Annotated in this window: 22 protein-coding genes; 7 read left to right on the forward strand and 15 right to left on the reverse strand. The window is 38.3% G+C overall.

What is annotated here, in order from left to right:
- Genes ACQKOG_RS07435 through zapA form a run of 4 tightly spaced genes read right to left on the reverse strand, consistent with a single transcriptional unit; the run spans nt 1 to nt 4,960 of the window.
- On the reverse strand, nt 1-2,367 hold the full coding sequence (locus ACQKOG_RS07435) for an endonuclease MutS2 (RefSeq protein ID WP_402868450.1): 2,367 nt from the start codon (nt 2,365-2,367) through the stop codon (nt 1-3).
- A gap of 18 nt (nt 2,368-2,385) precedes the next feature.
- A complete protein-coding gene (gene polX / locus ACQKOG_RS07440; protein WP_427445812.1) occupies nt 2,386-4,095 on the reverse strand; it encodes a DNA polymerase/3'-5' exonuclease PolX in 1,710 nt (569 codons plus the stop codon).
- A 59-nt stretch (nt 4,096-4,154) separates the two neighbouring features.
- Entirely contained in the window at nt 4,155-4,694 is a 540-nt protein-coding gene (locus ACQKOG_RS07445; protein ID WP_370075579.1) for a CvpA family protein, read from the reverse strand.
- 5 nt (nt 4,695-4,699) lie between these two features.
- Nucleotides 4,700-4,960 carry a cell division protein ZapA gene (zapA, locus tag ACQKOG_RS07450; RefSeq protein ID WP_370075581.1) on the reverse strand — a complete coding sequence of 87 codons (261 nt, stop codon included), beginning with the start codon at nt 4,958-4,960 and terminating at the stop codon, nt 4,700-4,702.
- Between the two features lie 133 nt (nt 4,961-5,093).
- On the opposite strand from zapA, the gene rnhC reads away from it, so the two are divergent.
- Nucleotides 5,094-6,020, forward strand: coding sequence for a ribonuclease HIII (rnhC, locus tag ACQKOG_RS07455; protein ID WP_402868446.1), 927 nt, complete (start codon nt 5,094-5,096; stop codon nt 6,018-6,020).
- A gap of 129 nt (nt 6,021-6,149) precedes the next feature.
- On the opposite strand, the gene ACQKOG_RS07460 is transcribed toward rnhC, so the two are convergent.
- The 4 genes from ACQKOG_RS07460 to ACQKOG_RS07475 all read right to left on the reverse strand — a co-directional run bounded on the left by ACQKOG_RS07460 (nt 6,150) and on the right by ACQKOG_RS07475 (nt 13,312).
- Entirely contained in the window at nt 6,150-8,117 is a 1,968-nt protein-coding gene (locus ACQKOG_RS07460) for a methyl-accepting chemotaxis protein (protein WP_415731886.1), read from the reverse strand.
- Between the two features lie 249 nt (nt 8,118-8,366).
- A complete protein-coding gene (gene pheT, locus ACQKOG_RS07465) occupies nt 8,367-10,784 on the reverse strand; it encodes a phenylalanine--tRNA ligase subunit beta (protein ID WP_427445816.1) in 2,418 nt (805 codons plus the stop codon).
- 12 nt (nt 10,785-10,796) lie between these two features.
- On the reverse strand, nt 10,797-11,834 hold the full coding sequence (gene pheS / locus ACQKOG_RS07470) for a phenylalanine--tRNA ligase subunit alpha (protein WP_370075589.1): 1,038 nt from the start codon (nt 11,832-11,834) through the stop codon (nt 10,797-10,799).
- A gap of 713 nt (nt 11,835-12,547) precedes the next feature.
- A complete protein-coding gene (locus tag ACQKOG_RS07475; protein WP_427445818.1) occupies nt 12,548-13,312 on the reverse strand; it encodes a TrmH family RNA methyltransferase in 765 nt (254 codons plus the stop codon).
- Between the two features lie 478 nt (nt 13,313-13,790).
- On the opposite strand from ACQKOG_RS07475, the gene ACQKOG_RS07480 reads away from it, so the two are divergent.
- Nucleotides 13,791-14,186 (forward strand): (deoxy)nucleoside triphosphate pyrophosphohydrolase, encoded by a 396-nt coding sequence (locus tag ACQKOG_RS07480; RefSeq protein WP_415731889.1) that lies wholly within the window; start codon nt 13,791-13,793, stop codon nt 14,184-14,186.
- Nucleotides 14,187-14,263: 77 nt separating this feature from the next.
- On the opposite strand, the gene ACQKOG_RS07485 is transcribed toward ACQKOG_RS07480, so the two are convergent.
- Nucleotides 14,264-15,613 carry an FAD-binding oxidoreductase gene (locus ACQKOG_RS07485; RefSeq protein WP_427445820.1) on the reverse strand — a complete coding sequence of 450 codons (1,350 nt, stop codon included), beginning with the start codon at nt 15,611-15,613 and terminating at the stop codon, nt 14,264-14,266.
- A gap of 168 nt (nt 15,614-15,781) precedes the next feature.
- Between ACQKOG_RS07485 and ACQKOG_RS07490 the strand changes: the two genes are divergently transcribed.
- From ACQKOG_RS07490 to ACQKOG_RS07500, 3 genes are all read left to right on the forward strand, one after another.
- Nucleotides 15,782-17,197: a LysM peptidoglycan-binding domain-containing protein gene (locus tag ACQKOG_RS07490; RefSeq protein ID WP_427445822.1), complete on the forward strand. Its 1,416-nt coding sequence runs from the start codon at nt 15,782-15,784 to the stop codon at nt 17,195-17,197.
- 236 nt (nt 17,198-17,433) lie between these two features.
- A complete protein-coding gene (locus ACQKOG_RS07495; RefSeq protein WP_370075599.1) occupies nt 17,434-17,607 on the forward strand; it encodes a hypothetical protein in 174 nt (57 codons plus the stop codon).
- A gap of 12 nt (nt 17,608-17,619) precedes the next feature.
- A complete protein-coding gene (locus ACQKOG_RS07500) occupies nt 17,620-17,811 on the forward strand; it encodes an H-type small acid-soluble spore protein (RefSeq protein WP_100544861.1) in 192 nt (63 codons plus the stop codon).
- Nucleotides 17,812-18,121: 310 nt separating this feature from the next.
- On the opposite strand, the gene ACQKOG_RS07505 is transcribed toward ACQKOG_RS07500, so the two are convergent.
- From ACQKOG_RS07505 to ACQKOG_RS07515, 3 genes are all read right to left on the reverse strand, one after another.
- The gene (locus tag ACQKOG_RS07505) at nt 18,122-18,382 is read right to left on the reverse strand and encodes a hypothetical protein (protein WP_402868434.1); all 261 of its coding nucleotides are present in this window, start codon (nt 18,380-18,382) and stop codon (nt 18,122-18,124) included.
- Between the two features lie 19 nt (nt 18,383-18,401).
- Nucleotides 18,402-20,564 (reverse strand): bifunctional diguanylate cyclase/phosphodiesterase, encoded by a 2,163-nt coding sequence (locus ACQKOG_RS07510; protein ID WP_427445826.1) that lies wholly within the window; start codon nt 20,562-20,564, stop codon nt 18,402-18,404.
- A 190-nt stretch (nt 20,565-20,754) separates the two neighbouring features.
- On the reverse strand, nt 20,755-21,276 hold the full coding sequence (locus tag ACQKOG_RS07515) for a sigma-70 family RNA polymerase sigma factor (protein WP_370075605.1): 522 nt from the start codon (nt 21,274-21,276) through the stop codon (nt 20,755-20,757).
- Nucleotides 21,277-21,512: 236 nt separating this feature from the next.
- Between ACQKOG_RS07515 and sspI the strand changes: the two genes are divergently transcribed.
- Nucleotides 21,513-21,722 carry a small acid-soluble spore protein SspI gene (sspI, locus tag ACQKOG_RS07520; RefSeq protein WP_370075607.1) on the forward strand — a complete coding sequence of 70 codons (210 nt, stop codon included), beginning with the start codon at nt 21,513-21,515 and terminating at the stop codon, nt 21,720-21,722.
- A 78-nt stretch (nt 21,723-21,800) separates the two neighbouring features.
- Nucleotides 21,801-23,180, forward strand: coding sequence for an FAD-binding oxidoreductase (locus ACQKOG_RS07525; RefSeq protein ID WP_370075609.1), 1,380 nt, complete (start codon nt 21,801-21,803; stop codon nt 23,178-23,180).
- Nucleotides 23,181-23,235: 55 nt separating this feature from the next.
- On the opposite strand, the gene ACQKOG_RS07530 is transcribed toward ACQKOG_RS07525, so the two are convergent.
- From ACQKOG_RS07530 to ACQKOG_RS07540, 3 genes are read right to left on the reverse strand one after another with little or no spacing between them, the layout of a single operon-like run.
- Nucleotides 23,236-24,072: an ABC transporter ATP-binding protein gene (locus ACQKOG_RS07530; RefSeq protein WP_427445829.1), complete on the reverse strand. Its 837-nt coding sequence runs from the start codon at nt 24,070-24,072 to the stop codon at nt 23,236-23,238.
- Nucleotides 24,069-25,070: a FecCD family ABC transporter permease gene (locus tag ACQKOG_RS07535; protein WP_402868425.1), complete on the reverse strand. Its 1,002-nt coding sequence runs from the start codon at nt 25,068-25,070 to the stop codon at nt 24,069-24,071. The genes ACQKOG_RS07530 and ACQKOG_RS07535 overlap by 4 nt, the downstream gene beginning before the upstream one ends.
- Before the next feature lie 14 nt (nt 25,071-25,084).
- The gene (locus ACQKOG_RS07540) at nt 25,085-26,227 is read right to left on the reverse strand and encodes an ABC transporter substrate-binding protein (protein ID WP_370075615.1); all 1,143 of its coding nucleotides are present in this window, start codon (nt 26,225-26,227) and stop codon (nt 25,085-25,087) included.
- Nucleotides 26,228-26,357: the final 130 nt, after the last annotated feature.

Below are 26,357 nucleotides of genomic sequence, written 5' to 3' on the forward strand. Positions count from 1 at the left end.
TTATTTCAATTCCACAACCGTGACACCTAATCCTCCCTCGCCCGCTTCACCAAAACGGAAGGATTTTACACGCTTATGCTTTTTCAAATAGCTTTGAATTCCCTGACGTAATGCACCTGTACCGACACCATGAATAATTGATACACGCCCATAGTTAGCAAGCAAGGCATCATCAATATATTTTTCCGTACGTATGATGGCATCTTCATACCGTTCGCCGCGTAAATCTAATTCTAATTTCACTTGGCTATTGCGATTTTTCACACCAGCCATACGTTGAACAGGTTCTTTTTCGGGTTTAATGTACTCTAGATCACTATCCGAGATTTTCATTTTCAAAATACCCATTTGGACAACCCATTCGATATCTGATACTTTTTCGAGCAATGTACCCCGTTGTCCATAGCTTAACACCTTTACCTCGTCTCCGACAACTAAGTTTTGTGAACGAGCCTTTACTTGTGCCGCTTTTTTTAGCACTTTATTGTTTTCAAGTGGTGTAGCTTCTTCCAATCGTTTACGTGCTTCGATGAGTTCATGCTCTTTGACAACTTGGTCTGCATTTTTGCGCATTTCTCGAAGCTCAGTAATAATTGATTCTGCTTCTCTTTTTGCTTCATCAACAATTTTACGAGCCTTCTCTTTCGCTTTTTTATCGAGTGCTTCTTTGCGGTCATCGTAAGCTTGTAGTTTTTCTTGTAGCTCTTTTCGTAGGGCTTCAGACTCTATCATTAATTCATGAGAGCGTTCTGCATCATCTTCGGATTGGCGACGAGTCTCTTCAAGTGAAGCAATCATTGACTCTACTTCATGGCGATCTGTACCTGTAAAGCTTTTCGCACGGTCAATAATCGATTCTGGTAAGCCCAGGCGACTTGAAATTTCAAATGCATTAGAGCGGCCTGGTACACCAATAAGTAGACGGTATGTTGGACTCAATGTCTCAATATCAAACTCTACACTTGCATTGGCAACTCCTGGACGATTATAGCCATATGCTTTTAGCTCAGGATAGTGCGTTGTTGCCATAACGCGGGCGCCACGACCATGTACTTCATCTAAAATGGAGATGGCCAGAGCTGCCCCTTCCTGAGGGTCTGTCCCGGCACCTAATTCATCAAATAGAACGAGTGATTCGTCATCAAACTTTTGTAAGATATCTACTATGTTGACCATATGAGAGGAGAATGTTGACAATGATTGCTCAATTGACTGTTCATCTCCAATATCTGCAAAAAGCTGCTTGAAAACAGCAAGCTCTGAACCATCAAGTGCAGGAACTGGTAACCCAGCCTGTGCCATTAATGTACATAGTCCAACTGTTTTTAAAGTGACGGTTTTACCACCCGTGTTTGGTCCTGTAATCACAATTGCCGTGATGTCTTTCCCAAATTCAATATCGTTAGCAACCGCCGTTTCAATTGGTAAAAGTGGATGACGTGCACGAACAAGTCGAATATAGCCGTCGTTATTCATTTTAGGCATTGTACATTTGTTCGCTTGACCGTACTTGCCTTTCGCTAAAATAACGTCAATCTCACCTAGTACTTTTACTAAGTTAAATAAATCTGGAGCTACTTCCTCTACCATTGCACTTAAGGCAAGTAAGATACGTTCAATTTCAGCTTGCTCTTTCATTTTTAAGCGATGAATTTCATTATTCGCTTGTACAATCGAATCTGGCTCGATAAATAATGTTTGGCCAGAAGATGATTGGTCATGCACAATTCCACCATAATGATGACGATACTCTTGCTTAACGGGAATAACAAAGCGATCATTACGAATCGTTACAAGTGTATCTGAGAGCATTTTTGAAGCATTACTCCCACGTATAAGGCTTTCTAGCTTAGAACGTACTTTAGCCTCCTCTGCGCGCAAAGACTGGCGAATTGAACGCAAAGTTTGGCTTGCAGAGTCAAGCACTGAGCCATTGTCATCAATACAGTTATTAATTTCATGTTGCAAGCCTGTCAAAACAGGCATTGCTTCCTTTTTGGCGATGAAATGAGGAATCTCAATCACTTCTTCTGATTCTATATCTTCGATAAAATTACGAAGAATTCTACTAGCTCGAATTGTACTTGAAACTTCCATTAGTTCCATCGCTGACAGCATGCCACCGATTTGTGCACGCCTTGCAGCTGGTCGCACATCAAAAATTCCACCCATCGGCACATTGCCTTTAACACGTAAAATGGATAGTCCTTCATCCATTTCTTCTAATAATTGTACAACTTTTTCATAGTCTGTCTGTGGTACAAGTTCATCAACCGCTGATTTACCGATTGAAGAAGTACAGTATGTAGCCACTTGCTGACGTACTTTATCATATTCTAGTGTTTTCAATGCGCGTTCTGCGATCACCGAGAACACCTCCTCAACCTATTTATTTCGTCGAATAAACGCTTCAAACTGTTCTCGCGTCCATGTATTCACAATCATATCCTTTTTCAACCATGCTCTGTTTGCGTAGCGCACCCCAATATCCATAAAGCGTAAATGAGCAATATCATGGGCATCCGTATTGATTGCTACGGGCACACCAGCTGCCAAAGCCATTTCTAAATGATCAACACATAAATCAAGACGATATGGATTCGCATTTAACTCTAAAATTTTACCATATTCCTTTGCCCACGAAATTAATTGCTCCATATCAGGATTATAGCCATTACGATTCTCAATAATGCGACCAGTTGGATGTGCAATCATATGAACGTACGGATTTTGCATCGCCGTCAGTAAACGTGCCATAATTTTGTCCTGCGATTGTGTAAAGCTAGAGTGAATAGAGGCAATTACGAAATCTAATTCTCTTAGCACCTCATCTTCAAAATCTAGGGAACCATCCGGCAAAATATCCATTTCTGTCCCCGCATATAAATGGAAATCTGGATGTGCTTCATTAAATGTCTCAATTTCAGCACGTTGCTTTGTTAAGCGCTCCGGCGTTAGACCATTCGCTACTTTTAAAAATTGTGAATGGTCAGTAATAACACTATATTGATAGCCACGCGCTATTAATGCCTTGCCCATTTCAGCTACAGAGTATGCACCATCAGACCAAGTCGTATGCATATGCAAATCTGCTTTCATATCTTCTATTTTCACTAGACTTTTAATGTCATCTGTTTTGTCAAATTCCGTTGTTCCTGTACGCAAACTCGGCGGGATAAATGGTAAATCAAAATGCGCAAAAAATTCTTCTTCATCCTTAAACGTTAATACGGTGCCATCAGCCTGCTCTACACCATATTCACTAATTTTTTCACCACGGGCTTTAGCAATTTGACGCATGCGTACATTGTGATCTTTTGAGCCTGTGAAATGATGCAAGGCCGTTGCATATTCAACATCTCTTACTAATCGGAAATCTACACTTACAGGCTCATCTAGATCTAAAATAACTGAAATTTTTGTATCACCAGCTGCTACGACTTCTTGTACAGAAAGCTCATTCAGTAGCTTTTCACGTACAGTTTCAACTGCTTCGGTTACAACAATAAAATCAATATCTTTACTTGTTTCAGCTGCACGACGGAAGCTTCCCGCAACAGAAAAACGTTCCACTTCTTCCATACTACCTAGAAGAGCTTCAATTTGTAAAACAACTGGATCCAGCTGCCAAATCGGTAAACGTTCTGATCGATTTGCTAAATTTGCAAGTTCCTTTAAAATTTTTTCTTCGGTCTTAGCCGCAAAGCCTGCCAGCTCACGAACTTTACCTTCCTCACAAGCAGTCTTTAAACTTTCCGCACAATCGACCCCTAACTCTTGATGAAGCTTAGCAATTTTTTTACCACCTAAGCCTGGAAGTTTTAATAGCGGGAGCAATCCTTTTGGTACAATTTCTTCTAATTCCTTTAATAAGCTTGATTCACCATTTGTCATTAAATCCTCAATAACAGCCGCTGTACCTTTACCTATACCTTTAAGCTTTGTTACATCCTCCATCTCACTTAATGAGCGCTCGTCCCCCTCAAGTGCGGCAGCAGCTTTTCGAAAGGCAGACACTTTGAATGGATTTTCCCCTTGTAATTCCATATACAATGCAATTTTTTCAAATGTGCGAATAATTGTTTTTTTGTTCATTGGGAATTCCTCCTATCGTAAAAACACTTCCCTCAAAACCGAGAGAAGTGCACAGTTTGCTATTGCATATAAATATACCACCAATTTTGGAACATACTTGTAATAATTGGGGTGTGTTCCAAAATGAGACCACTTAACAACGACTTCGACATTAAACTTTGAATAGAAGCAACTGGCAATAAAGCAAGAATGTACAGCAAAATAAACATAATTAAATAGTTTTCAATCATGCCAAACAATGCTCCAAGCCAGCGATTTACTGTACCTAACACAGGTAAATACGCTATAAAATCAAAAATCGATGCCACAATTTGCATTGTAATTTTCACCGCAAAGAAAATAACTGCAAATGCAATGACACGGTAAAAAGTGCGGTCTAAATCCAGGCTATCAATAACTACTCCAAGACTACCTGAATCCGTTACACCTGGATACGGAACCCAAAACACAAATTTTTGTGCTAATGGTTTATAATAGATATACGCAACTATTAGGGCAACTATAAAGCTAACGATATGCATCATCTGAACAATGAAACCACGTTTTGCACCAACGATGAGCCCGGCTAATAGCACCGCTAATATGATTAAATCTAACATTCACTTCAACCCTTTAATTTTTTCAATTCTTCTTCTAATTGTTCCATTTGTTCTTTTAATAGTAAATAATCGTGAACGGTATTTACTGCTGTAAGAACGGCAAGCTTTGTGCTATCAAGAGAGGGATTATGTACATTCATTTCGCGCATACGGTCATCAACAATCGAAGCGACAAGTCGCATATGTCCCATGGATTCAGAGCCGACCATTTTATATGTATGACCGTAGATTTCCACAGAAATTTTATTCTTTTCTTGATTTTCCATAGTCGCACCCTCCTTTAAAATTTTTGTGCTCACGAATTTTTTTATTGTGAGCAGCTTACACAAAAAAGCTATTTATTATCATAACATGAAAGGTATAAAATTGTGAACAACGAGGACAGAAAGGAACGAGTAAATGTCAAATATTGTACTTTCCATATCAACAAATATACAAAAAGAGGTGATGTCTTACTATGCAAACCATTTTGTAGAGCGTAAAGCTCCAGGTGTAATCTTTGCCGCAAAGCTCCCAGATACAGCAATTACGATGTACAAATCAGGTAAATTAATGTTCCAAGGGGGAGGAGCTGAACGAGAAGCTGCACGCTGGGGAAACATAGAAGTAAAAAACACACAAAAATCATCGTCGATAGGAGCAAAGGGCGATGTTCTTCCAGAAGGTTTTGCTACGATGTCGGTGCTAGGCTCAGACGAAACTGGTACTGGTGATTATTTCGGCCCAATAACAGTTGCAGCCGTATATGTCCCATCATCAAAAATTGCGCTTATAAACGAACTTGGTGTCAAAGACTCAAAAATGCTAACGGATGATTACATGCGTAAAATAGCACCTGATCTACGTGCAGCTTGCGTCCATAGTGTACTTGTACTACGCAATGAAAAATATAACGAATTACAAGCACGAGGTTACTCTCAAGGTAAGATGAAAGCTATGATGCACAATCGGGCACTTAAAAATGCACTGGCAAAAATGGCGCCAGAAAAACCAGAGCATATTTTGATAGATCAGTTTGCGGAACGCGGCGTTTATTACAATTACTTAAAAAATGAACGCGATATTGTTCGAGAGGATGTGCTATTTTCTACCAAGGCCGAGCAATTACATCTTTCCGTAGCAACCGCGTCGATATTAGCTCGTGCTTCATTTTTAAAAGAAATGGACCGACTGAGCGAGATTGCTGGAATAGAGTTGTTGAAGGGAGCTTCAGCGAAAGTAGATGCGTTAGCAGCACGCATTTGGCGGAAACAAGGTGAGGAATTTTTACGCTCCATTACGAAATGGCATTTTGCGAATACTGAGAAAGCTAAAAAGATGAAATAAAATTGGTCTATTAGACAAAAAAATTTCGCTATACTCCAGCAGATTACAAGTTATACACAACTTGTTCTCTATTGAAGTTAGCGAAATTCTTTATATCAAAAACTTATTATGACCAGATTTTTGTTTAGCTTAATATTTAAACTGTCTAATTGTTTGTTGTAGATTTTCAGACATTTTAGCAAGGGCTTCAGCCGATGCAGCGATTTCTTCCATAGAAGCAAGCTGTTCCTCTGTTGCGGCGGAAATATTTTGTGCACTTGCTGTATTTTCATTTGTTCGCTGAAGTACACTTTCAATACCCATTGCCACTTGATTGGAGTGTTCAGAAATAACTTTTGCTGTCTCTGAAATTTGTCCTATTTCATAGGTTACGCTTTGTACATTATCACTAATTTCTTTGAATGACTTTCCTGCCATATTTGTTACATCAATTCCCTTTAATACCTCAGCTGAACCAGCAGACATTGATTCAACCGCTAGTTTTGTATCGGCTTGAATATAATCAATGATATCTTTTATTTGCATTGTTGATTGTGCGGATTGCTCAGCAAGCTTTCGCACCTCATCAGCAACAACTGCAAAACCTTTTCCATGCTCACCTGCACGAGCAGCTTCAATTGCAGCATTTAAAGCTAAAAGATTTGTTTGATCAGCAATTTGCGTAATGGCCTCTACAATACGTCCGATTTCATTAGAACGTTCACTTAGTGTTTGTACTGTGTTTTCAAGTGCTTGGACAGTACTTTGAATCATTTTCATTTGGCCAATTGCTGTTTGAATAGTTTTGTCTCCTATCACAACAGCCTCCATTGCTTTATTCGACATCTCATTAACGGTATCGGACTTTACTGCAATTTGCTGAATGGATGAAGACATTTCAAGTACAGCGTTAGTGCTATCATTAATTGTTTCGGCTTGCAAATCAACCGTTTCAGCAAATGTTTGAATGGAATCAACAATTTGCGATGTAGCTCGTTTATTTTCTGATGTACTGGCTGTAAGTTCCTCCGATGATGCAGCTAACTGATTTGATTCCTCACCAATGTTACCAACTACACCACGTAAAGATAGAATCATTTTATTGAATATATCCGCCAATTTACCTATCTCATCATGTCTTTTAATTTCAATTAAATTACGTAAATCACCGTCTCCTACCTGCTCAGCTACTGTTGACAACTTTTGTAATGGGTGAATGATTGATCTTATAATGAAGGCACCAATGATTCCAAATATGATAAGAGCAATAAGAATGACTGTCATAGTGTTTGTTAAAATTGGTTTTGTGACAGTTGCTACATCTGCTAAATCCATAGTACCAACAATTTTCCAACCTGTTAGTTTATTGGTAGTAAAAAACACTTGATACTCTTTTCCATCTTCCTTAATGGTAAAACTACCATCTTCTTTTCCTTGCATCTTTTCTATATATGACTTTTTAAGCTCCGATCCTGCCTCTAACTCCGGATCAGCAATAATAAGATTATTGGCATTTACTAATGTAGCATAGCCATTATCACCTATTTCCACTGAATTCACTAGCTCGGAAATTCCGTCTAAATTTAGACCAATAGAAATAACTCCTGAACGATCCTGTAAACCAGCTGATACTGCTAATATTAATTCACCTGTAATCGTTGATTTATATGGATCAATCATAACGTTTTTGCCAGGTGATTCAATAGCCGTTAAGTACCATGGTCGCGTAAATGGATCATAATCAGTTGAGGATTCAGCTTGTGGTTCACGCATAAATTTGTGCCCCTCAATTGCCAAATTGACAACAGAGACATTGCTATGTAAAGCATTATATTTTTCTAATTCCTTTAAAGCATCTGCATCTTGCACATTCTTATTAAAAGAAGCAGCTAAATACTCCACATCACTTTGAATAGGTGATATCTCATTTGAAATTAGTGTATTTAATAAATCGACATTTTCGCGTGAGCTTTTACTTAATTCCTTATAATATTGATCAGAAGCCTTCAAATATGAAAACGTACCAATAGCAATGCTGGGGATTAAAAGTGTCAAAGTAAACGCCCATATTAATCGGGCTCGTACGGAAAAGCCTCTTCTTTTTCGATGATTTTTCATAATAACTACCACCCCATAGTAAATTTTTCTATCCAAAACTTACTATACACATAATATAGATAAAAATTTTATTTTTTGTTATTTCTAAATATTGATGAAAAACTTAAATTGAGAATTAGCTTAGAGTATCTTCTCTCCCGTGCCTTACTTTTCTCACACTTTCTGCAAAAACTACTTGTAGCAGTTGTATGAGGTTAACAAAACAAAAAGCTGCCTCACTACGAGACAGCTTACAAAATTATTATTAAATTAGCGTACTTCTGTACCTTCAATTGTTGCAATAGCTTTTAACACTTTGTTATGTGCTGCAACAACTTCTTCATCTGTTAAAGTACGTTCTGGATCGAAGTATGTTAGAGAGAATGCAACTGATTTTTTACCAGCCTCCATTTTTTCACCTTCATATACGTCGAATACACGAACGTCTTTCAATAATTTCACGTTTGCTGAGCGAATCGCAGCAATAACTTCTCCAGCTGTTGTTGTACGGTCCATGATAAGTGCAATATCACGAGACATTGCTGGGAAGCGAGGCACAGGTGTATAACCAAGAGGTGCTTCTTTTGCATTAGCATTTAATAATGTTACTAGATTCATTTCCATTACATATGTGTCTTTTACACCCCATGTTTTTTGCTCTGCTGGATGTAATCCACCGATAATGCCCACTTGTTCACCGTCTAAAAGAATGCTAGCAGTACGTCCTGGGTGTAATCCATCTACTTCAGCTTTCACAAATGAAATACGATCCTCTAAACCAAGCTTACCGATAACACCTTCTACAATACCTTTTAAGACGAAGAAATCTACTGCTTTTTTCTCCCCTTGCCAAGCATGGTCAAGCCATTTTCCTGTTACTACTGCCGCCACATGCTCTTCCTCATATGGTAGCCCCTCTTCTGATTGCCCAAGGAAAACTGAACCGATTTCATACAATGCCACATTGTCAGCTTTACGCGCAACATTATACGCAGCAGCTTCAATTAAATGTGGGATAAGACTTTGACGTAGTGTTGAACGGTCCTCACTCATCGGCATTAGTAAACGTGTTACTGGCTCAGCTTTCAATGCAAAGCGTTGTGACAATGCATCTGAAGTTAATGAGTAAGTGACAGCTTGGTAAAGGCCTGCTCCTTCCATGTAGTTACGAACTACACGACGATTTGCTTGATATGGAGTTAGACGCCCTACTTGGTTTGCTCCCTCTGGTAAAGTCATTGGGATTTCATCATAGCCGTATAAACGAGCAATTTCTTCTACAATATCTTCTTCAATTTTAATATCTTGACGACGTGTTGGTGCATCAACGATTAGCAAACCATTTGCTGCTTCTACGCCAAATTTAAGTCGCTCCAAAATAGTCAACATTTCTTCTAATGAAATTTTCATGCCTAAACGTTCATTAATAAAATCTGGAGAAACGACAACACGTGCTGGTGATTTATCTAGTTCATCCACGATGCATGTTCCCTCTAACACTTCACCGCCAGCTAATTCAGCTAGTAGTGCTGCAGCACGTTCTGCAGCAGGTAACACACGGTTAGGGTCAACACCCTTTTCAAAACGAGCAGAAGCATCTGAACGAAGTCCAAGATGACGTGATGTTTGACGTACAGTTAAACCGTCGAAGTAAGCAGATTCGATGACAACCGTTGTTGTAGAATCATTTACCTCAGAGTTTGCACCACCCATTACACCTGCGATAGCTACTGGCTCTTTACCATTTGTAATGACTAAATCTGTTGCTTTTAATGTACGCTCTTGGTCATCTAAAGTAGTAATTTTTTCGCCTTCTGTTGCTTTACGCACTACGATTTCACCTGTTGCAAGACTATCGTAGTCAAAGGCATGAAGCGGTTGACCGTATTCCATTAAAATGTAGTTCGTTACATCGACAACATTATTGTGTGGGCGTACGCCTGCTGCCATCAAACGATTTTGTAGCCACATTGGTGATTCCGCTATTTTTACGTTTTTCACAACTTTTGCTACATACATTGGGTTTGCTTGTAAATCTTCTACGCGAAGCTTAAACAAATCTTCAGCTTTTTCAGAAGATGTGCTGTAGGCGATTTCTGGATACTTCACTTCTTCAGAAAGAATTGCGCCAACTTCATACGCCACACCTAGCATTGACAGTGCGTCTGAGCGGTTTGGTGTTAAACCAAGCTCTAACACTGTGTCACGTAAACCTAAAATAGCAAGGGCATCCGAACCTACCTCAGCACCCTCTGGAAGCACATAAATACCTTCAGAATATGCTTTAGGAACAAGTTTCCCTTCGATTCCTAACTCTTGTAATGAACAAATCATACCGTTTGATTCATGTCCACGAAGTTTTGCTTTTTTTATTTTAATGCCGCCTGGTAAATGTGCACCTGGACGAGCGACAATAACTTTTTGACCAGCATCAACGTTTGGAGCACCACAAATAATTTGTTGTGGTTCAGCTTCACCAACATCCACTTGGCAAATATTTAATTTATCTGCTTCAGGATGTTTCTCTTTTGATACGATATAGCCGACAACAACTTTATCCATGCCGTTAGCACGGTCAATTACTGCATCTACTTCAATTCCAGAACGCGTAATTTTTTCAGCTAACTCTTCAGTCGCTAAATCTTGTGTATTTACATAATCTTTTAACCATTCTAATGATACTAACATCTTTTATCCCCCTTACGCCTCTGTTCGCTCGAATTGTGATAAGAAACGTGAGTCATTTGTATAGAAATGACGAATATCGTCGACACCATATTTCAACATTGCGATACGCTCAGCACCAATACCGAATGCAAAGCCTGACACTTTCTTCGGATCATAGCCAGACATTTCTAGTACTCTTGGATGTACCATACCAGCGCCTAAAATTTCAATCCAGCCTGTTCCTTTACAAATGTTACAGCCTGAACCACCACATTTGAAACATGAAATATCCATTTCAACAGATGGCTCTGTGAATGGGAAGAAGCTTGGACGAAGTCGAATTTCGCGGTCTGCACCGAACATTTTTTTCGCTAATGTATCAAGCGTACCTTTAAGGTCACTCATGCGAATATTTTCACCAATTACTAACCCTTCAATTTGCATGAATTGGTGCGAGTGTGTAGCATCATCGTTGTCTCGACGGAATACTTTCCCTGGGCAAATAATGCGAATTGATTCACCTTTTTTTGCCTCCATCGTGCGAGCTTGAACAGGTGATGTTTGTGTACGTAGTAATATTTCCTCGGAAATATAGAACGAATCTTGCATATCACGAGCAGGATGTCCCTTCGGTAAGTTCAGTGCCTCGAAGTTATAATAATCCTTTTCCACTTCTGGACCTTCTGCAATTTCATAGCCCATACCGATAAATAAATCTTCAATTTCTTCAATAACGCGTGTTAATGGATGACGATTGCCAACTTTAATTTCACGACCAGGTAAAGTGACATCAATCGACTCACTTGCTAATTTTTCAGCAATTGCCGCTTCCTCTAGCACAGCTACCTTTTCCTCTAATACAGCAGTTACATTTTCACGAACTGTATTGACTAAGGCACCCATTTTTGGGCGTTCCTCAGCTGATAATTTCCCCATCCCTTTTAATAAATCCGTGATAGGTCCTTTTTTCCCTAGATATGCTACTCGCACATCATTTAATTCCTTTAAATTTGCTGCCGCTTCAATTTTAGCAAGTGCTTCTTGCTCTAATTGCTTTAATTGCTCTTCCATGTAATAAACCCTCCTTGTTCAAATCCATGCCAGTTTTGTTGATGGCATAAAAAAACTCGCCCCTAAAAAAGGGACGAGGACATCTTCGCGGTACCACCCTAGTTATTGCAAGGCAAATTCCTAGCAATCACTTCATTGACATAACGACTAGATTAAAGCCGGCATACCTTTACAGCATTTCGCTGGTCCCGGTAGCTGCTCGCGGGATGAATTCAAAACTGCATTGGTACGGCGCTAGCTCTCAATCTCCGGCCTGCGCTCCCTGTCGTCCATTCACAATCTTTACTACTTCCCGGTCAAAGCATTTAAGTTTACATTTTAACTGTGATTATACAATACTATACCAATTCAAATCAAGAGCTATGTGCCTATTGCAGTAGATATTGATGGTTCTATCGGCAATTTTAGGCTCATCACCAAAACGTGTGGTTGATTTCCGTTCCGGCTGGGCGCTTTCCCGGGGGAGTCCGATGAGCCGCTTCGCTTCGCTGCAGGGTCTCGGACCAACATGATGTTGGTCAGGAAGGCGTTATCACAGGATGTGATGGTTTTAGCCTTTGTTCCTCTATCGCTGATCCCCAAGGAGTCGCCCAGCCTCCACTCCAATCAACTAATATACAGTGCAAATATTTAAATATATTATCTATAACTTTTTAGTGATGAGCTCAATTTTAATATATCCTTATTATTCCATCTTTGATTACTTTTATTCCCTACTTAACAAATCCATATAAAACGATTCCTGTTGCTACTGCTACGTTTAAAGATTCCGCTTGTCCCAAAATTGGAATAATAATATTTTGATCTGTCATCGAAAGTAATTGTGGATGAATACCACTACCTTCATTCCCCATCATTATCGCGAATGCACCAGTATGCTCAATATCATTATAGACAACTGCATCCTCATCTAAAGCAGTTCCAAATACTGGTACACCATTATCTTGTAGCTGCTCAATCCATTCCTCTAAATCACCACGAAGGACAGGAATGTGGAAATGCGAGCCTTGCGCAGAGCGAAGCGTTTTAGGATTATATAAATCCGCACAGCCCTTACCGAGTATGACTGCATCCAAACCAGCTGCATCCGCAGTACGAATCATCGTTCCAATATTTCCTGGATCTTGCACAGCATCAATTAGTAGCACCTTGCGCCATGAAGCCATTACATCTTCTTCTAACAAAGGTTGCTTACAAACTGCAAATACACCTTGAGATGTTTCCGTTTCAGCAAACTCTTTGGCAACAGCTGCTGTTACTTCAACTACGGCTACATTATCAATCGGCCAAAGCATTGGTAAATCTACACCTTCACGTACAATTAGCTGTAGCACCTGCTCGTTATTTTTTAATGCTTCCTCTACCAAGTGGAATCCCTCTACTAGGAATTCTCCAGATCTTTCACGCTCTTTACGTGTTGTCGCAAGCTTCTTCCAATATTTCACTAACGCATTTTGCGTAGATTCAATTCTTTTCATCGTACCTCGTACCGCCTTTTTCCTATATATTGTTCATTATTATACAGTAGAAAACGATAAATTACATAGTCATGCAAAAAACAGTTTAATTGTTATTTCTCCATTTACCAATCATTGGAAAATAATGCCCTCTGACGGAACGGAAATCAACTCCACGCTATTACGATGAGCCATACACGCTAAGATATTTTGCCATCATCTGTATTTTGGGATGACATTTTGTTAAAACGTATACCATGTGAAAAAGTTGATTGGAGTGGAGGCTGGGCGACTCCTTGGGGATTAGCGTCACAGATGAGACCCTGGAGCGCAGCGAAGCGGCTCATCGGACGCCCCCAGGAAAGCGCCCAGCCGGAACGGAAATCAACCCCACGCTATGGAAATGAGCAAAATTATTCCCTACTAGATAATGGGGGAATTCAGTGATATATGTTATAATTTTCAATATTTTAAGAATGCACAACGGGGATGAAAATAAATGAAAAAAAATGTACATGTAGTAGGTGCAATTATCGAAAATGATAAGCACGAAATTTTTTGTGCGTTAAGAAATCCTAATATGGTACTAGCAAATTATTGGGAATTCCCTGGTGGTAAAATCGAAGAGGGCGAATCGCCGGAACAAGCTTTAACTCGTGAAATATTAGAGGAGTTTAATTGCTCTATACAAGTTGAGGAAAAGGTTGAGGATACCATTTATGAATATGAAAAATTTATCGTACGCTTAGAAACATTTAAAGCGTCGATTACAAAGGGAGAGCCGGTCCTGCTAGAACATACTGAAATTAGATGGGTCCCTCGAAACGAACTTCTCAATCTTAATTTTGCTCCTGCTGATATTCCAGCGATCAATAAAATACTTGCAGAAAAATAGTCTATGGGCAGTTAATGTAGAAAAAAAGAGCAGATTCCCATCTTCAGTCTGCTCTTTCATTTTTCATTGACTCTCACTTAAAGCCATTTTCTATTTGGCGGAATACTTTGAGGAAAATGAAATACATTAAACGGATCGTATTTTCCCTTTACCTCTCTAAGCATTCTAAGGTTACGACCATAATAGGCAGTTGGCCAATCTTTTATAAAACGATCTGGGAAATTCACATAATCACCAGCAGTGTAAGGTGACAAAGTTCTTCTTAAATTCTCCACCCACTGAATATTTTTTTCTTCTTCTTTAGCTTTTTTCCATGAAGTATTATACTCCTGAGCAAGCAAAGCATTCCTATAATAATAAGCTGTTCGGTTTGACGCAATTTGGCTTACCGCACCTCTAAGAGACTGCTGCCAAATGGTCGTATCTCTATTTGGAGCGTTCGATAAAAATTCTTTCATTTGTACAATGGCAGCATGAGGGAATGGCCTTTCAATAAAGGATCCTGACCTTTTACGAAGGGCTGGTTTGTTGCCGCTCGGTAAGTCGAAAAATTCTACAGCTTTAATATACGGTACTTCCTTTATCCATATATTCGTTGGTGAACCTGTTTTCCTTAAAGGACGGAGTAGTTTCTTTAACTCAGATGCCGTACCTATAAACTCACCTTGAGCAACAATTTCGCCCACTTCCTTAGATTTCAGCTCAATCTGTGAGGTCAAGCGTTCATCTGTATACGGTGCCCATTTTTGCCATGCGTCAAAGGCTCGTTCAAAATCTTCCCATTCCCATGTAATGGAGAAAATCGATACGTTAGAAATAGGATGCAGTTTAAATGTAAGAGCTGTAACGATGCCAAAATTCCCACCGCCCCCGCCACAACTTGCCCAAAATAAATCACTATTTCTCTGCTTATCAGCTTGGATTACTTCAGCCCCTTCATGACCACTCGCAACAACTATTTCCAGTTCTAGTAGATTGTCACATGTTAGCCCAAATGGACGCGATAGCATGCCAATTCCGCCACCAAGTGTTAAACCAACAACCCCTACACTACCTTCAGTTCCTGCCGGGATTGTAAAACCATTTTCCCATAATACCCGATACACTTTTCTTATATTAGCGCCCGCTTCAATTGTCGCTGTCATATCTTGCCGATTAATTGTTATGTCATTCATATCACTAACATCTATAACAAGACCTTCATTTAATAATGAATAATTTTCATAGTTATGTCTTCCACTTCTGATTCGAAACGATTCATTATTTTCTCTCGCCCATCTTAATGCGTTGATAACATCTTTCGTACGTCGACAAAATACAATGATACCGGGAAATTTGGGATCATTTAAGTTATTATTTGTTCTTGCTTGCTCATAGTCCGGATCTTTAGGGGTAACAATTCTTCCTGTGAGCTTTACTTTCTTCAAAATACAGCTCCTCTCTCAAATGATGCAATACATATGTTTTATCCTATGCTTATCACTTGGAAAGAATATGAAAATCGGAATTTTTATCGCTTAAAAATGAAAGATAAATGCTCATTCTCTTTATTCATACATATGATGCTATATTGAAACCACTAAGGAGGTGTCCTAATGATTATTCATGTTGTGAGCGCTGGTGAAACACTTTGGCAAATTGCAAACAGCTATTCTGTACCTATAAATTCCATTATCCAATTAAACGCTTTATCTAATCCAGATCAATTAGTAATCGGGCAAGCACTTGTTATCCCTTCTCCCTACACAACTCATATAGTAAAAAGGGGTGACACCTTATGGTCGATTTCCCAACATTATGGGGTGGCTATGCAATCGATTATCACAGAAAATCATTTAACAAATCCAGATGTTTTAACACCTGGAACTAGACTAATTATTCCACCCACTACACATATTGTGCTGCCAGGGGAAACTCTATCGCAAATTGCTACACAATACGGAACGACTGTTCAAGCAATTGTTTTAGAAAATGGAATTTCAGATCCAAACATGATTTATGCTGGTGCGCATTTGATTATTCCGAGAGCAAAGCCTTCCATTGAAGTAAATGCTTATACGTATGAAGAGCCTAAAGAAGCCGTACAGTCGATTAACGCAATCGGTCATTTACTAACTTATTTTAGTCCCTTTGCTTATATGGTGAAGGAGGATGGAACATTACAGCCTATAAAGGATAAAGAAATGATCGATGCAGCTATTGCCAAAAACATTACACCTATGTTGACCCTTACGAATTTCTCTTCCACAGAGGCCGGTTCCAACTTATCACATGTTATTTTATCTAATGCAGATTTACGGGAAAAGGTTATTAACAATACTTTGCAAGTGATGCAGGAAAAGGGCTATAAAGTTCTAAACGTTGATTTTGAAAACGTTCTTCCAGCAGATCGAGAGAATTACAACACTTTCCTTCAATTAGCTGTTGATCGTCTTCACCCAAAAGGATTCCTAGTATCAACGGCACTTGCGCCAAAAACGAGCGCAACGCAGGCAGGAACATTATATGAAGCACATGATTATGAAGCACACGGAAGAATTGCAGACTTTGTCATTTTGATGACATATGAGTGGGGATACCGACTTGGTCCACCACAAGCCATTTCACCCATTAACGAAATGAGAAAAGTTGTGGAATATGCTTTATCAGTTATGCCTGCTAACAAAATATTTTTAGGCTTTGAAATTTATGCTCGCGATTGGCTTCTACCTCATGTTAAAGGTCAGGAGGCAGAAACATTCAGCTCTCAAGAAGCCCTTAACAGAGCAATAAAACATGGCGCAACCATTCAATACGATAGGACCGCACAGTCGCCGTTTTTCCGTTATGTTGATGAACAAGGTAAAAATCATGAGGTATGGTTTGAAGATGCTAGAAGTGCACAAGCTAAGTTTTACATGACGAAAGAATATAATCTTCGAGGTATTAGCTATTGGGCTTTAGGTTTCCCTTTCCCACAAAACTGGGCGTTATTAAATAATGATTTTTCTATCAAAAAGGTTTCCTTATAAATTAAGACTCATCGTGAGGGTGATTTCGGTTCCAAAGGATGTCCAATGAGCCACTTTGAGGGCGTTAAAAAACCTTGGAATTCAGGCCTTTTTAAGCTTATTATGCTCATTTAAGGCTGATCTATTAACACAAAAAGTACTACAATAAATTCTTACCTTTCCCTAGTTTTTCCCATGATAAAATAATCAATTCAAAGCCATATTAAGAAATATCAAATCGAAAGGAGAAACTGAACATGGGAAGAGACAATAAGCAAGGTAAAAGCGCCAACAAAGGGTCATTGCCTCAAACGCCAAAAAACCAAAAAATAGCGCCAGACAAAGTGAGTGAAAAAGCTAGTGAAGAGTTTTCTCAAGAGTTTATGAACATGATTAATTCAGTCACTAAAGAAGGCAAAACAAAAAAATAAGGGGGCCTTCAAGTGGATTATACACGTGCACAAGAAATTGTCGCCTCACCAAAAGAATATGAAGTAAGCTATAATGGTGTATCTATTTGGATTGACAAACTTCATGATGATGGTAAAACTGCAACTGTCCATTTACGTCGTTCTTTAGAGGAACGATCTGAAGTGGACATAGGAGAATTAAAAGAAGAGTACCTCGTACATTAAACTTTATCCTCAAATAAAAAACTGCTTACTTCCTGTGGCGAAGTAGGCAGTTTTCATGTTGTTGAAAACTATTACGGCAATGACATTAATGGGGTCATATTAAATAAAGTTTAGCTCTCGGCAAATCGAGGGGGTGGTTTCCGTTCTAGGCTACTCGCTTTGTCGCTGACGCTTCGCTTTCGCGCAGAGCAGAGCTTCCTGTGGGCGAGCGCCGAGCCGCTTCCCCATGGGAGTCGAGTAGCCTCCCACTCCAATCAACAACAACATAGAACTTTTATAAAATTAATGCATCCCAAAAGTGAAAAGTACTTTAATAACCCCAGAATATTGCCAATGCGAAGATCCATGAAATAACAGTAGACCATAAAAACAATTGTTTAGAATCACTAGCAAATTTTCTTAATAATAAACCTAACATCACTGAAATAGCTATTATTAACAGTAAACTTAGAAAAAATGGAGCATTCGGAAAAGACTCACTCATCGTAGAAAAAATCAATGTTTTTAATGATAAAAATAAAAAGGTTGTTAAAAATATACTATACCCTACTACCATTATTATTTTTTTCAATTTTTTTCACCTCTGATATTTAAATGACGTAATCCTCTTCATATTTAAACTCTGTTAAAATATCCCTTGCTCGATTGTTTAACTCTGTGAAGGTGTTGGAAATCTGTTCAGCAGAAATCGGTTTACTAAATAAATAGCCCTGAATATAATCACAACCACCGTTAATAAGGAAAGCAAGCTGCTCCACTTCTTCAATTCCTTCAGCAACAACCTTTAATCTCAAATGCTTCGCCATTGATAAAATCATGGAAACGAGCGCCTCATCATTTGGGTTATGCTGAATATTTCGAACGAACGCCCGATCAATTTTTAAACAATCGATTGGAAAATCTTTTAAATATGAAAGTGACGAATACCCTGTCCCAAAGTCATCAACAGCAATTTGGATACCAATTGCCTTTAACTCATGAAGTAGCTGAGTTATTTGATCAATGTTCATCGTCATACTTTCTGTAATTTCTAATTGTAAATATTTCGGTTCTAAATTTGTACGTTGTAAGATTTCTTGTACCATTTGCACTAAATCTTGCTGGAATAACTGTCCAATGGATAAATTCACAGCAACCTTCACCGGAGGCAAACCTTGCTCCTTCCATGTCTTCGCTTGACTGCACGCCATTTCTAAAATCCATTTTCCTAAAGGAATAATTAGACCAGATTCTTCTGCAATTGGGATAAACAACTCAGGTGAAACAAATCCACGGGTTGGATGACGCCAACGTACTAGCGCTTCTACCGATTCAATTTTACCCGTTTTTAAATTTACTTGAGGCTGAAAATCCAAGTAGAATTCTTCATTAGCTAATGCTTTATGGAGCTCTTGCTCAATCAATATACGATCAGCAATGCCATTTGACATATATGGCTTATAAAAAAGAACTCTTTGAGGTATTTGACCAGCTTCCCTCATCGCTAACTGGGCGTGCATTAAAAGCTCTTCCCCTGAGCAATCTTCTTCATGCAAGGCAATGCCAATATTAAGATTTCCGTTGAGCGGAAATAGTTGTACTTGTAATGGTTTTTTCATAGCACTCTTCAAGTTCAAGCAAAATTGTAGCAACTCTTCTCTTGTCTTCACCCGATTAATATAAATAATAAACTGTCCCTCACGAAGCTTTGTAGCAAAATAATGAGGCGGTAATATAGCTTGAATTCTCTCACCTACGAGCTTCATCATTGTATTAGAATAGCTTATACCTATAGATGAGCGAATAGCAGCAAGGCGGTCAATCTCAATAGCAATGATTGCTTTTTGATGACTATTATCGTGTAAATCCTCTTTTAATGTTTTCAATAATAAATGTTCATTTGGAAGCTTAGTAATATCATCATGATAAGCTTGAAAATGAAGCTCCTGTTGCGAATGCTCAAGATCTCGCTTTATTTTTAAAAGTTGCGTATATGGTTTTTCAACAGTTGTATAATAAATGGCTTTTAGGAAAAAGTAGAATGCGAAAAATTGATAAATTAATGCTGAAAAGCCCCAAATTGATTTCAAATCTTTGATGAACGCAAAGAAAATATCACTAATAATCAAATAAATTGCTGCGGTAATAAGCCACATAACTCGTTTAGGCAACTTTTTTTTATACTTACTTAAAATCACTATCGTTACACCTTGTAAGACAGCAGACATTAAATGAACAATAGCGCTTGCTTTCAGCAACAATTGTTCTTCAAGTAAAAAATATTTTGAAGAGAGATACACTAGAAAAAGGCTCAGTAGTACAAATAATAAGGAACTGCTATATGTATAATTACGATCATTCATCGTTAAGCGTTTTTTTGGCTTTAAAATAATAAAAAGAAAACCGATTGATAAGCATAAACGCATTATTAAATCCAACCATATTTCCAAATATAGTGTATCAGCCATTGGATATTGAGCGGTAACCAAGCTCACTAATTCAAACAAGGCGATGATAAAAAATAAATTACCTATGTATAATGTTTGGCTCGATAATAAGTGTGAAAAAACGAGCCAAGATTGAATAGCGATTGCCATTGTAAAAACAATAATTAGTATTTGTATAATCAAATTCAAACAAATGTAACTTTCTTCCTTAAAAGAACCAAATACCTGATTACTTAAACCTAATAGTGGCAACACTAGCAATAGTGGCAATACTACATACCAAATCTCTTTCTTTTCTATCTCTAATTGTTTCAACCAATTCTCCAACAGAAACCCTCCATACCAATATATATAAAATTAGATAGGTAATATGATCTACCTAAAGGAAATATAAAATTAAAAATTGTATTTTTCTTTGACTTCTTACAAATCATAGCATTTTTATTGGAATTTGTATGCAACTAAAAGTATGCCAATATTCAGTTTTGATATTAGCATACCTTTGATACTTATCGCACTATTCGTCTTTTGAATATAATAACTCGCGAAGCTTAATCATTATTCTTGTGCGTCTTTTTTTTACTGCGTCCACAGATAAACCTAGTTCTTTAGCTATTTCCAAGTAACTAAAACCTTCTACATAAAAAAGTAGTAGTATTTTTCTTTCTTCAAATTTTAAATGAGACATAATGCATTCTATAAGAACTGGACTGCTTTCACTCATTTTATGATCTCGAATATAATTTATCGTGTCATTATCCATAGGTGTATGAATATTTCCAAAACTCTTTTCCTTTGAAAGCTCTTTTAAAATTTCTCCTTTAACGGTTGTATAAATATAAGCAGAAAACAACCCTTTTGATTGATCCGCTTTACGCCAAGCCTCCCACACGGCTATGGATGCTATATGACGATAATACTCAAAATCTTTATAAATGCGGCACCTTAACAAAATCGACGTTATCATCGGTTGGACTAATTCTAATACTTCCTCAAACGGTTGCTCAGGCGATAACTGTTTATTATGCTGTGTTGTCATCCTATTGTCCTGTCGACTGTGCACAGTCCATTATTCCTAGGTGCCTTCATCTTAATTACTATATAAGGAGGTGTCGAACCGCTCTTTTGTCAATATGATCAGAAAGTTTTTATAAGTCCTTTTTAATATTTATACATAAAAACAGTATGATTTTTAAAAAATCATATCTTTTAACTGTCATACTATACATATTTCTTAAAAGGTTGGACAAAATTACTACTAAGGAGGCGAAATAGATGAATTTTCAAATAAGAGATGCGATTACGACAAACGTACATGGTCAATCAGCGGCTGAATTTAAGGATATTGTCGAAGATGCAATTAACCGTGGTGAAGAGCATTTACTTCCAGGGCTTGGTGTGTTTTTTGAAAAATGGTGGCAGCAATCTAGTCCTACTGAGCAGGATGCATTTGTTCAAAAACTTGAAAAAGCCTTTGCTCACTAATTTTTTATAGACAGTTCATTCCATTTCCAATAAATGCATGATAAAGTTTAACTTATCAGAAAATTAGGAGGGATTGGAATGACTGTTGCTGTAGAATTAATAGTAAATCAACTAAAAAAAGTTTTATCTGAAGAACAGGTGTCAACAAACGAAACGGTGCGACAGCTACATGGAAGGGACGAATCTCATCATACAATGAGCTTACCAGATATCGTTGTCTTTCCTCGTTCCACGGCCGATGTCAGTGCCATCTTAAAAATTGCGCATGCGGAACGTGTACCAGTCGTACCTTTTGGTGTTGGCTCAAGCTTGGAAGGAAATGCAATTCCCATTGCAAATGGCATTTCTATCGATTTCTCTGAAATGAATGCTATTTTAGAAATTCGACCAGATGACCTGCTTGTGAAAGTACAACCGGGTGTAACACGTGCTCAATTGAATAAAGAATTAAAAAAACATGGACTTCAATTCACAGTTGACCCTGGTGCTGATGCTACACTTGGTGGAATGGCAGCAACTAATGCCAGCGGGACAACAGCAGTGCGGTATGGTGTTATGCGCGATCAAGTACGAAATTTAGAGGTTGTACTCGCAGACGGTTCAGTCATTCATACCGGGAGCTTAGCAGCAAAATCCTCTTCTGGGTATCACTTGAATGGCCTTTTCATTGGCTCTGAAGGTACGCTAGGTTGCTTTACAGAATTAACTTTACAAGTCTATGGTATACCCGAATTTGTAACGGCGGGACGTGTAGTTTTTACGACAGTTGGCGATGCTGTCAGTGCAGTAACCGCATTGTTGCAAGCGGGTATTTCAATTGGCCGTGTTGAACTGGTCGATGAAGCCTCTATCAAACAAGCAAATATTTATAATGAAACATCCTATGATGAAAAACCAACACTGTTTTTAGAATTTCACGGAAATGAAGCAGGTATGCATGCCGATATAGAATTTGCTAAAGAAATTTTCGAGGACTTCGGCTGTCTTTCTGTTGAATTTGAACAAGACAATGCGGCACGTAATAAGCTCTGGGAGGCGCGCCATTCATTGGCCTATGCATATATCCATGCCTATCCAGGAAAAAAGCTTATGTCGACTGATGTTTGTGTACCAATATCTATGCTTGCTGAATCCGTTTTATATGCTCGTGAACAACTTGAGGATGTTGGTCTTGCAGGAGGAATTGTAGGTCATGTTGGAGACGGTAACTTCCATGCCTTGTTAATGTTAGATCCAAATGATGCTGAGGAGCAGGCAAAAGCAGACTGCTTCAATGAACATATTGTGCACTTTGCTTTACTGCGTGGTGGCACTTGTACGGGTGAACACGGTGTTGGTATTGGGAAAATGAAATATCAGAGTACAGAGCACGGTACATCACTATTAGTGATGAAGAGCATAAAGGTAGCGCTTGATCCACATAACATTATGAATCCAGGGAAAATTTTCAACATGTAATGTAGATACTTAAAAATAAACACGATCTCACCCATGAACGGAGAGACCGTGTTTATTATTGTAGATTATCATAACGACTGTTACGCTCCGTACCAAGAGCACTTGGTATCATCGTTTCAACCAGATAATCGCCTTCTTCAAAGATAATTTTTTTCAATTCAAGATTAAAAAATTCCTTCATCTTTGCTTCTGTCATCACTTCCTGTACGTTACCGTAAATGACCCCTTTTTCTTTTGCTGTCATTAAGACTCGATCTGCTAGATAAAATGCATGATTGGGATAATGGGTATTTATGATGCACGATATACCCCGTTCCTTTGATAAACGCTTAATAGTTTGTAAAATAACTATTTGTTTTTGAATATCCAAATGCGACTCTGGTTCATCTAAAATCAAAACTTCTGGCTCAGAAACAAGAGTTCTTGCAATTAAAGCTAACTGCAACTCACCACCGCTAATTTCATTGCATGATTTTTTAGCAAGATGTAAAATATCAATCGTCTTCAGTGCTTGATGAGCGGCTTCCAAATCCTTCGCAGATGGCTGAGCTAGCGTGCTAATATACGGAGCCCTTCCCATTAGGACAAGCTCTTCTACTGAAAATCCAAATACCATTTTATGCGCTTGTGGTACATAACCAACACGTTTCCATAGTTCTTTACGATTTAATGTTGCAAGAGGTTTGTCGTCGATTAAAGTCTTTCCTTTTTTCCATTCAAGCAACCCTGTTATACATTTTAACATCGTCGTTTTCCCTGCTCCGTTCGGACCTAGAATCGCCATTATTTCACCAGGCTCCAATGAGAAATTGATGTCTTGTGCATATAAATCAGGTAATTTTTTTCTTCTTCTTTCATAATGATAATTACCGTTTACAACTTCAATTTTCATGCCCAGCCACCTCCTGAACGGCGTAATAAATAAGCAAAGAAAGGCGCTCCAATAATTGCTGTTAAAATAGATAAAGGTATTTCCGTTGCTGTTAATGAACGAGCTAAATCATCAATTATTAATAGATAAACACTACCAATAGCCACAGATACCGGTAATACTAATTGATTATTATTTCCGACAAGCATACGTGCAACATGTGGAATAATTAAACCAACCCAGCCAACAATACCAGCAACAGCTACGGATGCAGCTGTAATTAAAGTTGCACCGAAAATGACTAACCATTTTAAACGTGCAACTGGAATTCCCATTGACTTTGCTTCATCCTCAGGCAATGTTAAAATATTTAATCTCCAACGTAGTAAATACAGTAATATGATTCCAATTAAAATTAGCGGACCACCAATAAATAAATCCTTGTAGGTTGCCGTGCTAAGACTCCCCATTAACCAGTAAGTAATTGCCGGTAATTTTTCCTCCGGATCGGCCACAAATTTTGTTAACGAAATTAATGCATTAAAAAGTGCGGATGTCACAACACCAGCTAACACAAACATAAAAATAGGGGCATTCTTTTTTGCACCAGCAATTAAATACGTAAAACCAATCGCTCCTAATCCAAAGATAAGTGCCAATATTTGCGCATACATATTTTGACCAAATAATAATATCCCTAGTGAAGCTCCGAATCCCGCACCTGCAGAAACCCCTAAAATATCAGGGGATACTAATGGGTTTCCAAACATCCCTTGGAATCCCGCACCTGCAATAGATAACCCCCCACCAATTAGTAAAGCTAGTAAAATTCTTGGCAAACGAATATTCAGAACTACAGTTTCTTCCATCTGCGTCCATGTCTGCTCGACAGTAATTACTTTAGAAGCCAGTATTTTAATGATCTGCTCTAAACCTACTTCAAATCGACCAATCCCAAGAGAAACGATTGCTACCAAAATCGGTAGCAACCATAAAAGCGCAATTTTCCATTTCTTCATAATTACAATCACCCTTAATATTTTGCTGCATCTGAAGAAGGATTTAAGATAGAATGGATTTCATCATCCGAAATATCAAATTCGTAGAAGTCCTTGTAATACGCTTTAATCTCATCTTCTATTTTATAATCAAATAATGTTGGATGATTTTTTTGTGCCATCCATTTTAGCATTAATGGCGCATCGCCACTTGGTGGGAACCAGCGATAAATACCTAATGGAATTTTATAAACTTTACCCTCTTGAACAGCCTTCACCTGACTCCAATCCTGCCCACTCACCTTATTTTCAAGTAAGTCCTCTGGCTGCGTTTCAGTAAAATTGGTGATATAAATGATATCTGGATTCCAAGCATAGATTTGCTCCATATTTACTTCTTTTCTTCCGTCCACATCATTTTCAGCTACATCTATAGCTCCAGTTGCATTAAGCCATTGGTTACCAAAGAAATTTCTACCACCGACAGTAATTGATTTATCATTATGCATATGTAAAATCATTGCTCGTGGCTTGTCCTGTGTGGCAACATCTTTCAATTTAGCATTTAGTTCTGACTGTACTTTTTCCCCTTCATCTAAGAAGCGGTCAGCACGATCAGTTGTTCCTGTTATTTGACTCGTTAAAGTCAACCAACTATTGAAAGTTGCTAGAGGTTCAGCAGCTGCTGCATCAATAGCTTTTACAGCAACAACAGGAATTCCTGCTTCAGAGATTTTGTTAATTGAATTCTCATCTGTTGCAATTTCTACGTAGAGCTGAGGATTTATTTTCATTAATTCTTCTACATTTACTTCTCCGTTTTGTACAAAGGATGTTTCTGCTTTTAAAACATCTGGTGAGATTTTTGCTAAAATTGAATTTTTCGCGGCATTATACGAATTCGGGTGCATGCCAACAATTTCTTTCGTTGAGTTTGTCGCGACATACCATGTGGAGAAATAAGGTAAAATCCCCCCTGTCACGACACGCTCAATTGTGCTTGGTACTGTTACTTCACGCCCAAGCTGATCCGTCACAATTTTTCCCTCTGCTGTAGTCTGAACCTCCGATTTTGAAGTTTCAGCAGATTGATTAGATGCTGATCCTCCATCTTGATTGCCACAAGCTGCAAGCATTGCGGTTAATGCTAGCGTTGCTAAATAACCATATTTTTTCATTTATTTTCTTCCTCTCTTAACCATTTTGCTATTCCATGTAAAAAGGGCTTCGACTGATCGATAAAACCAAGCCCAATATGAAACATTGGATCAAACGTTATGACAACTAATTCTCCGTTCCTTTCTATTC

Origin of the sequence: Lysinibacillus sp. NPDC093216 (assembly GCF_050280325.1) — a bacterium.
Classification (GTDB): domain Bacteria; phylum Bacillota; class Bacilli; order Bacillales_A; family Planococcaceae; genus Lysinibacillus.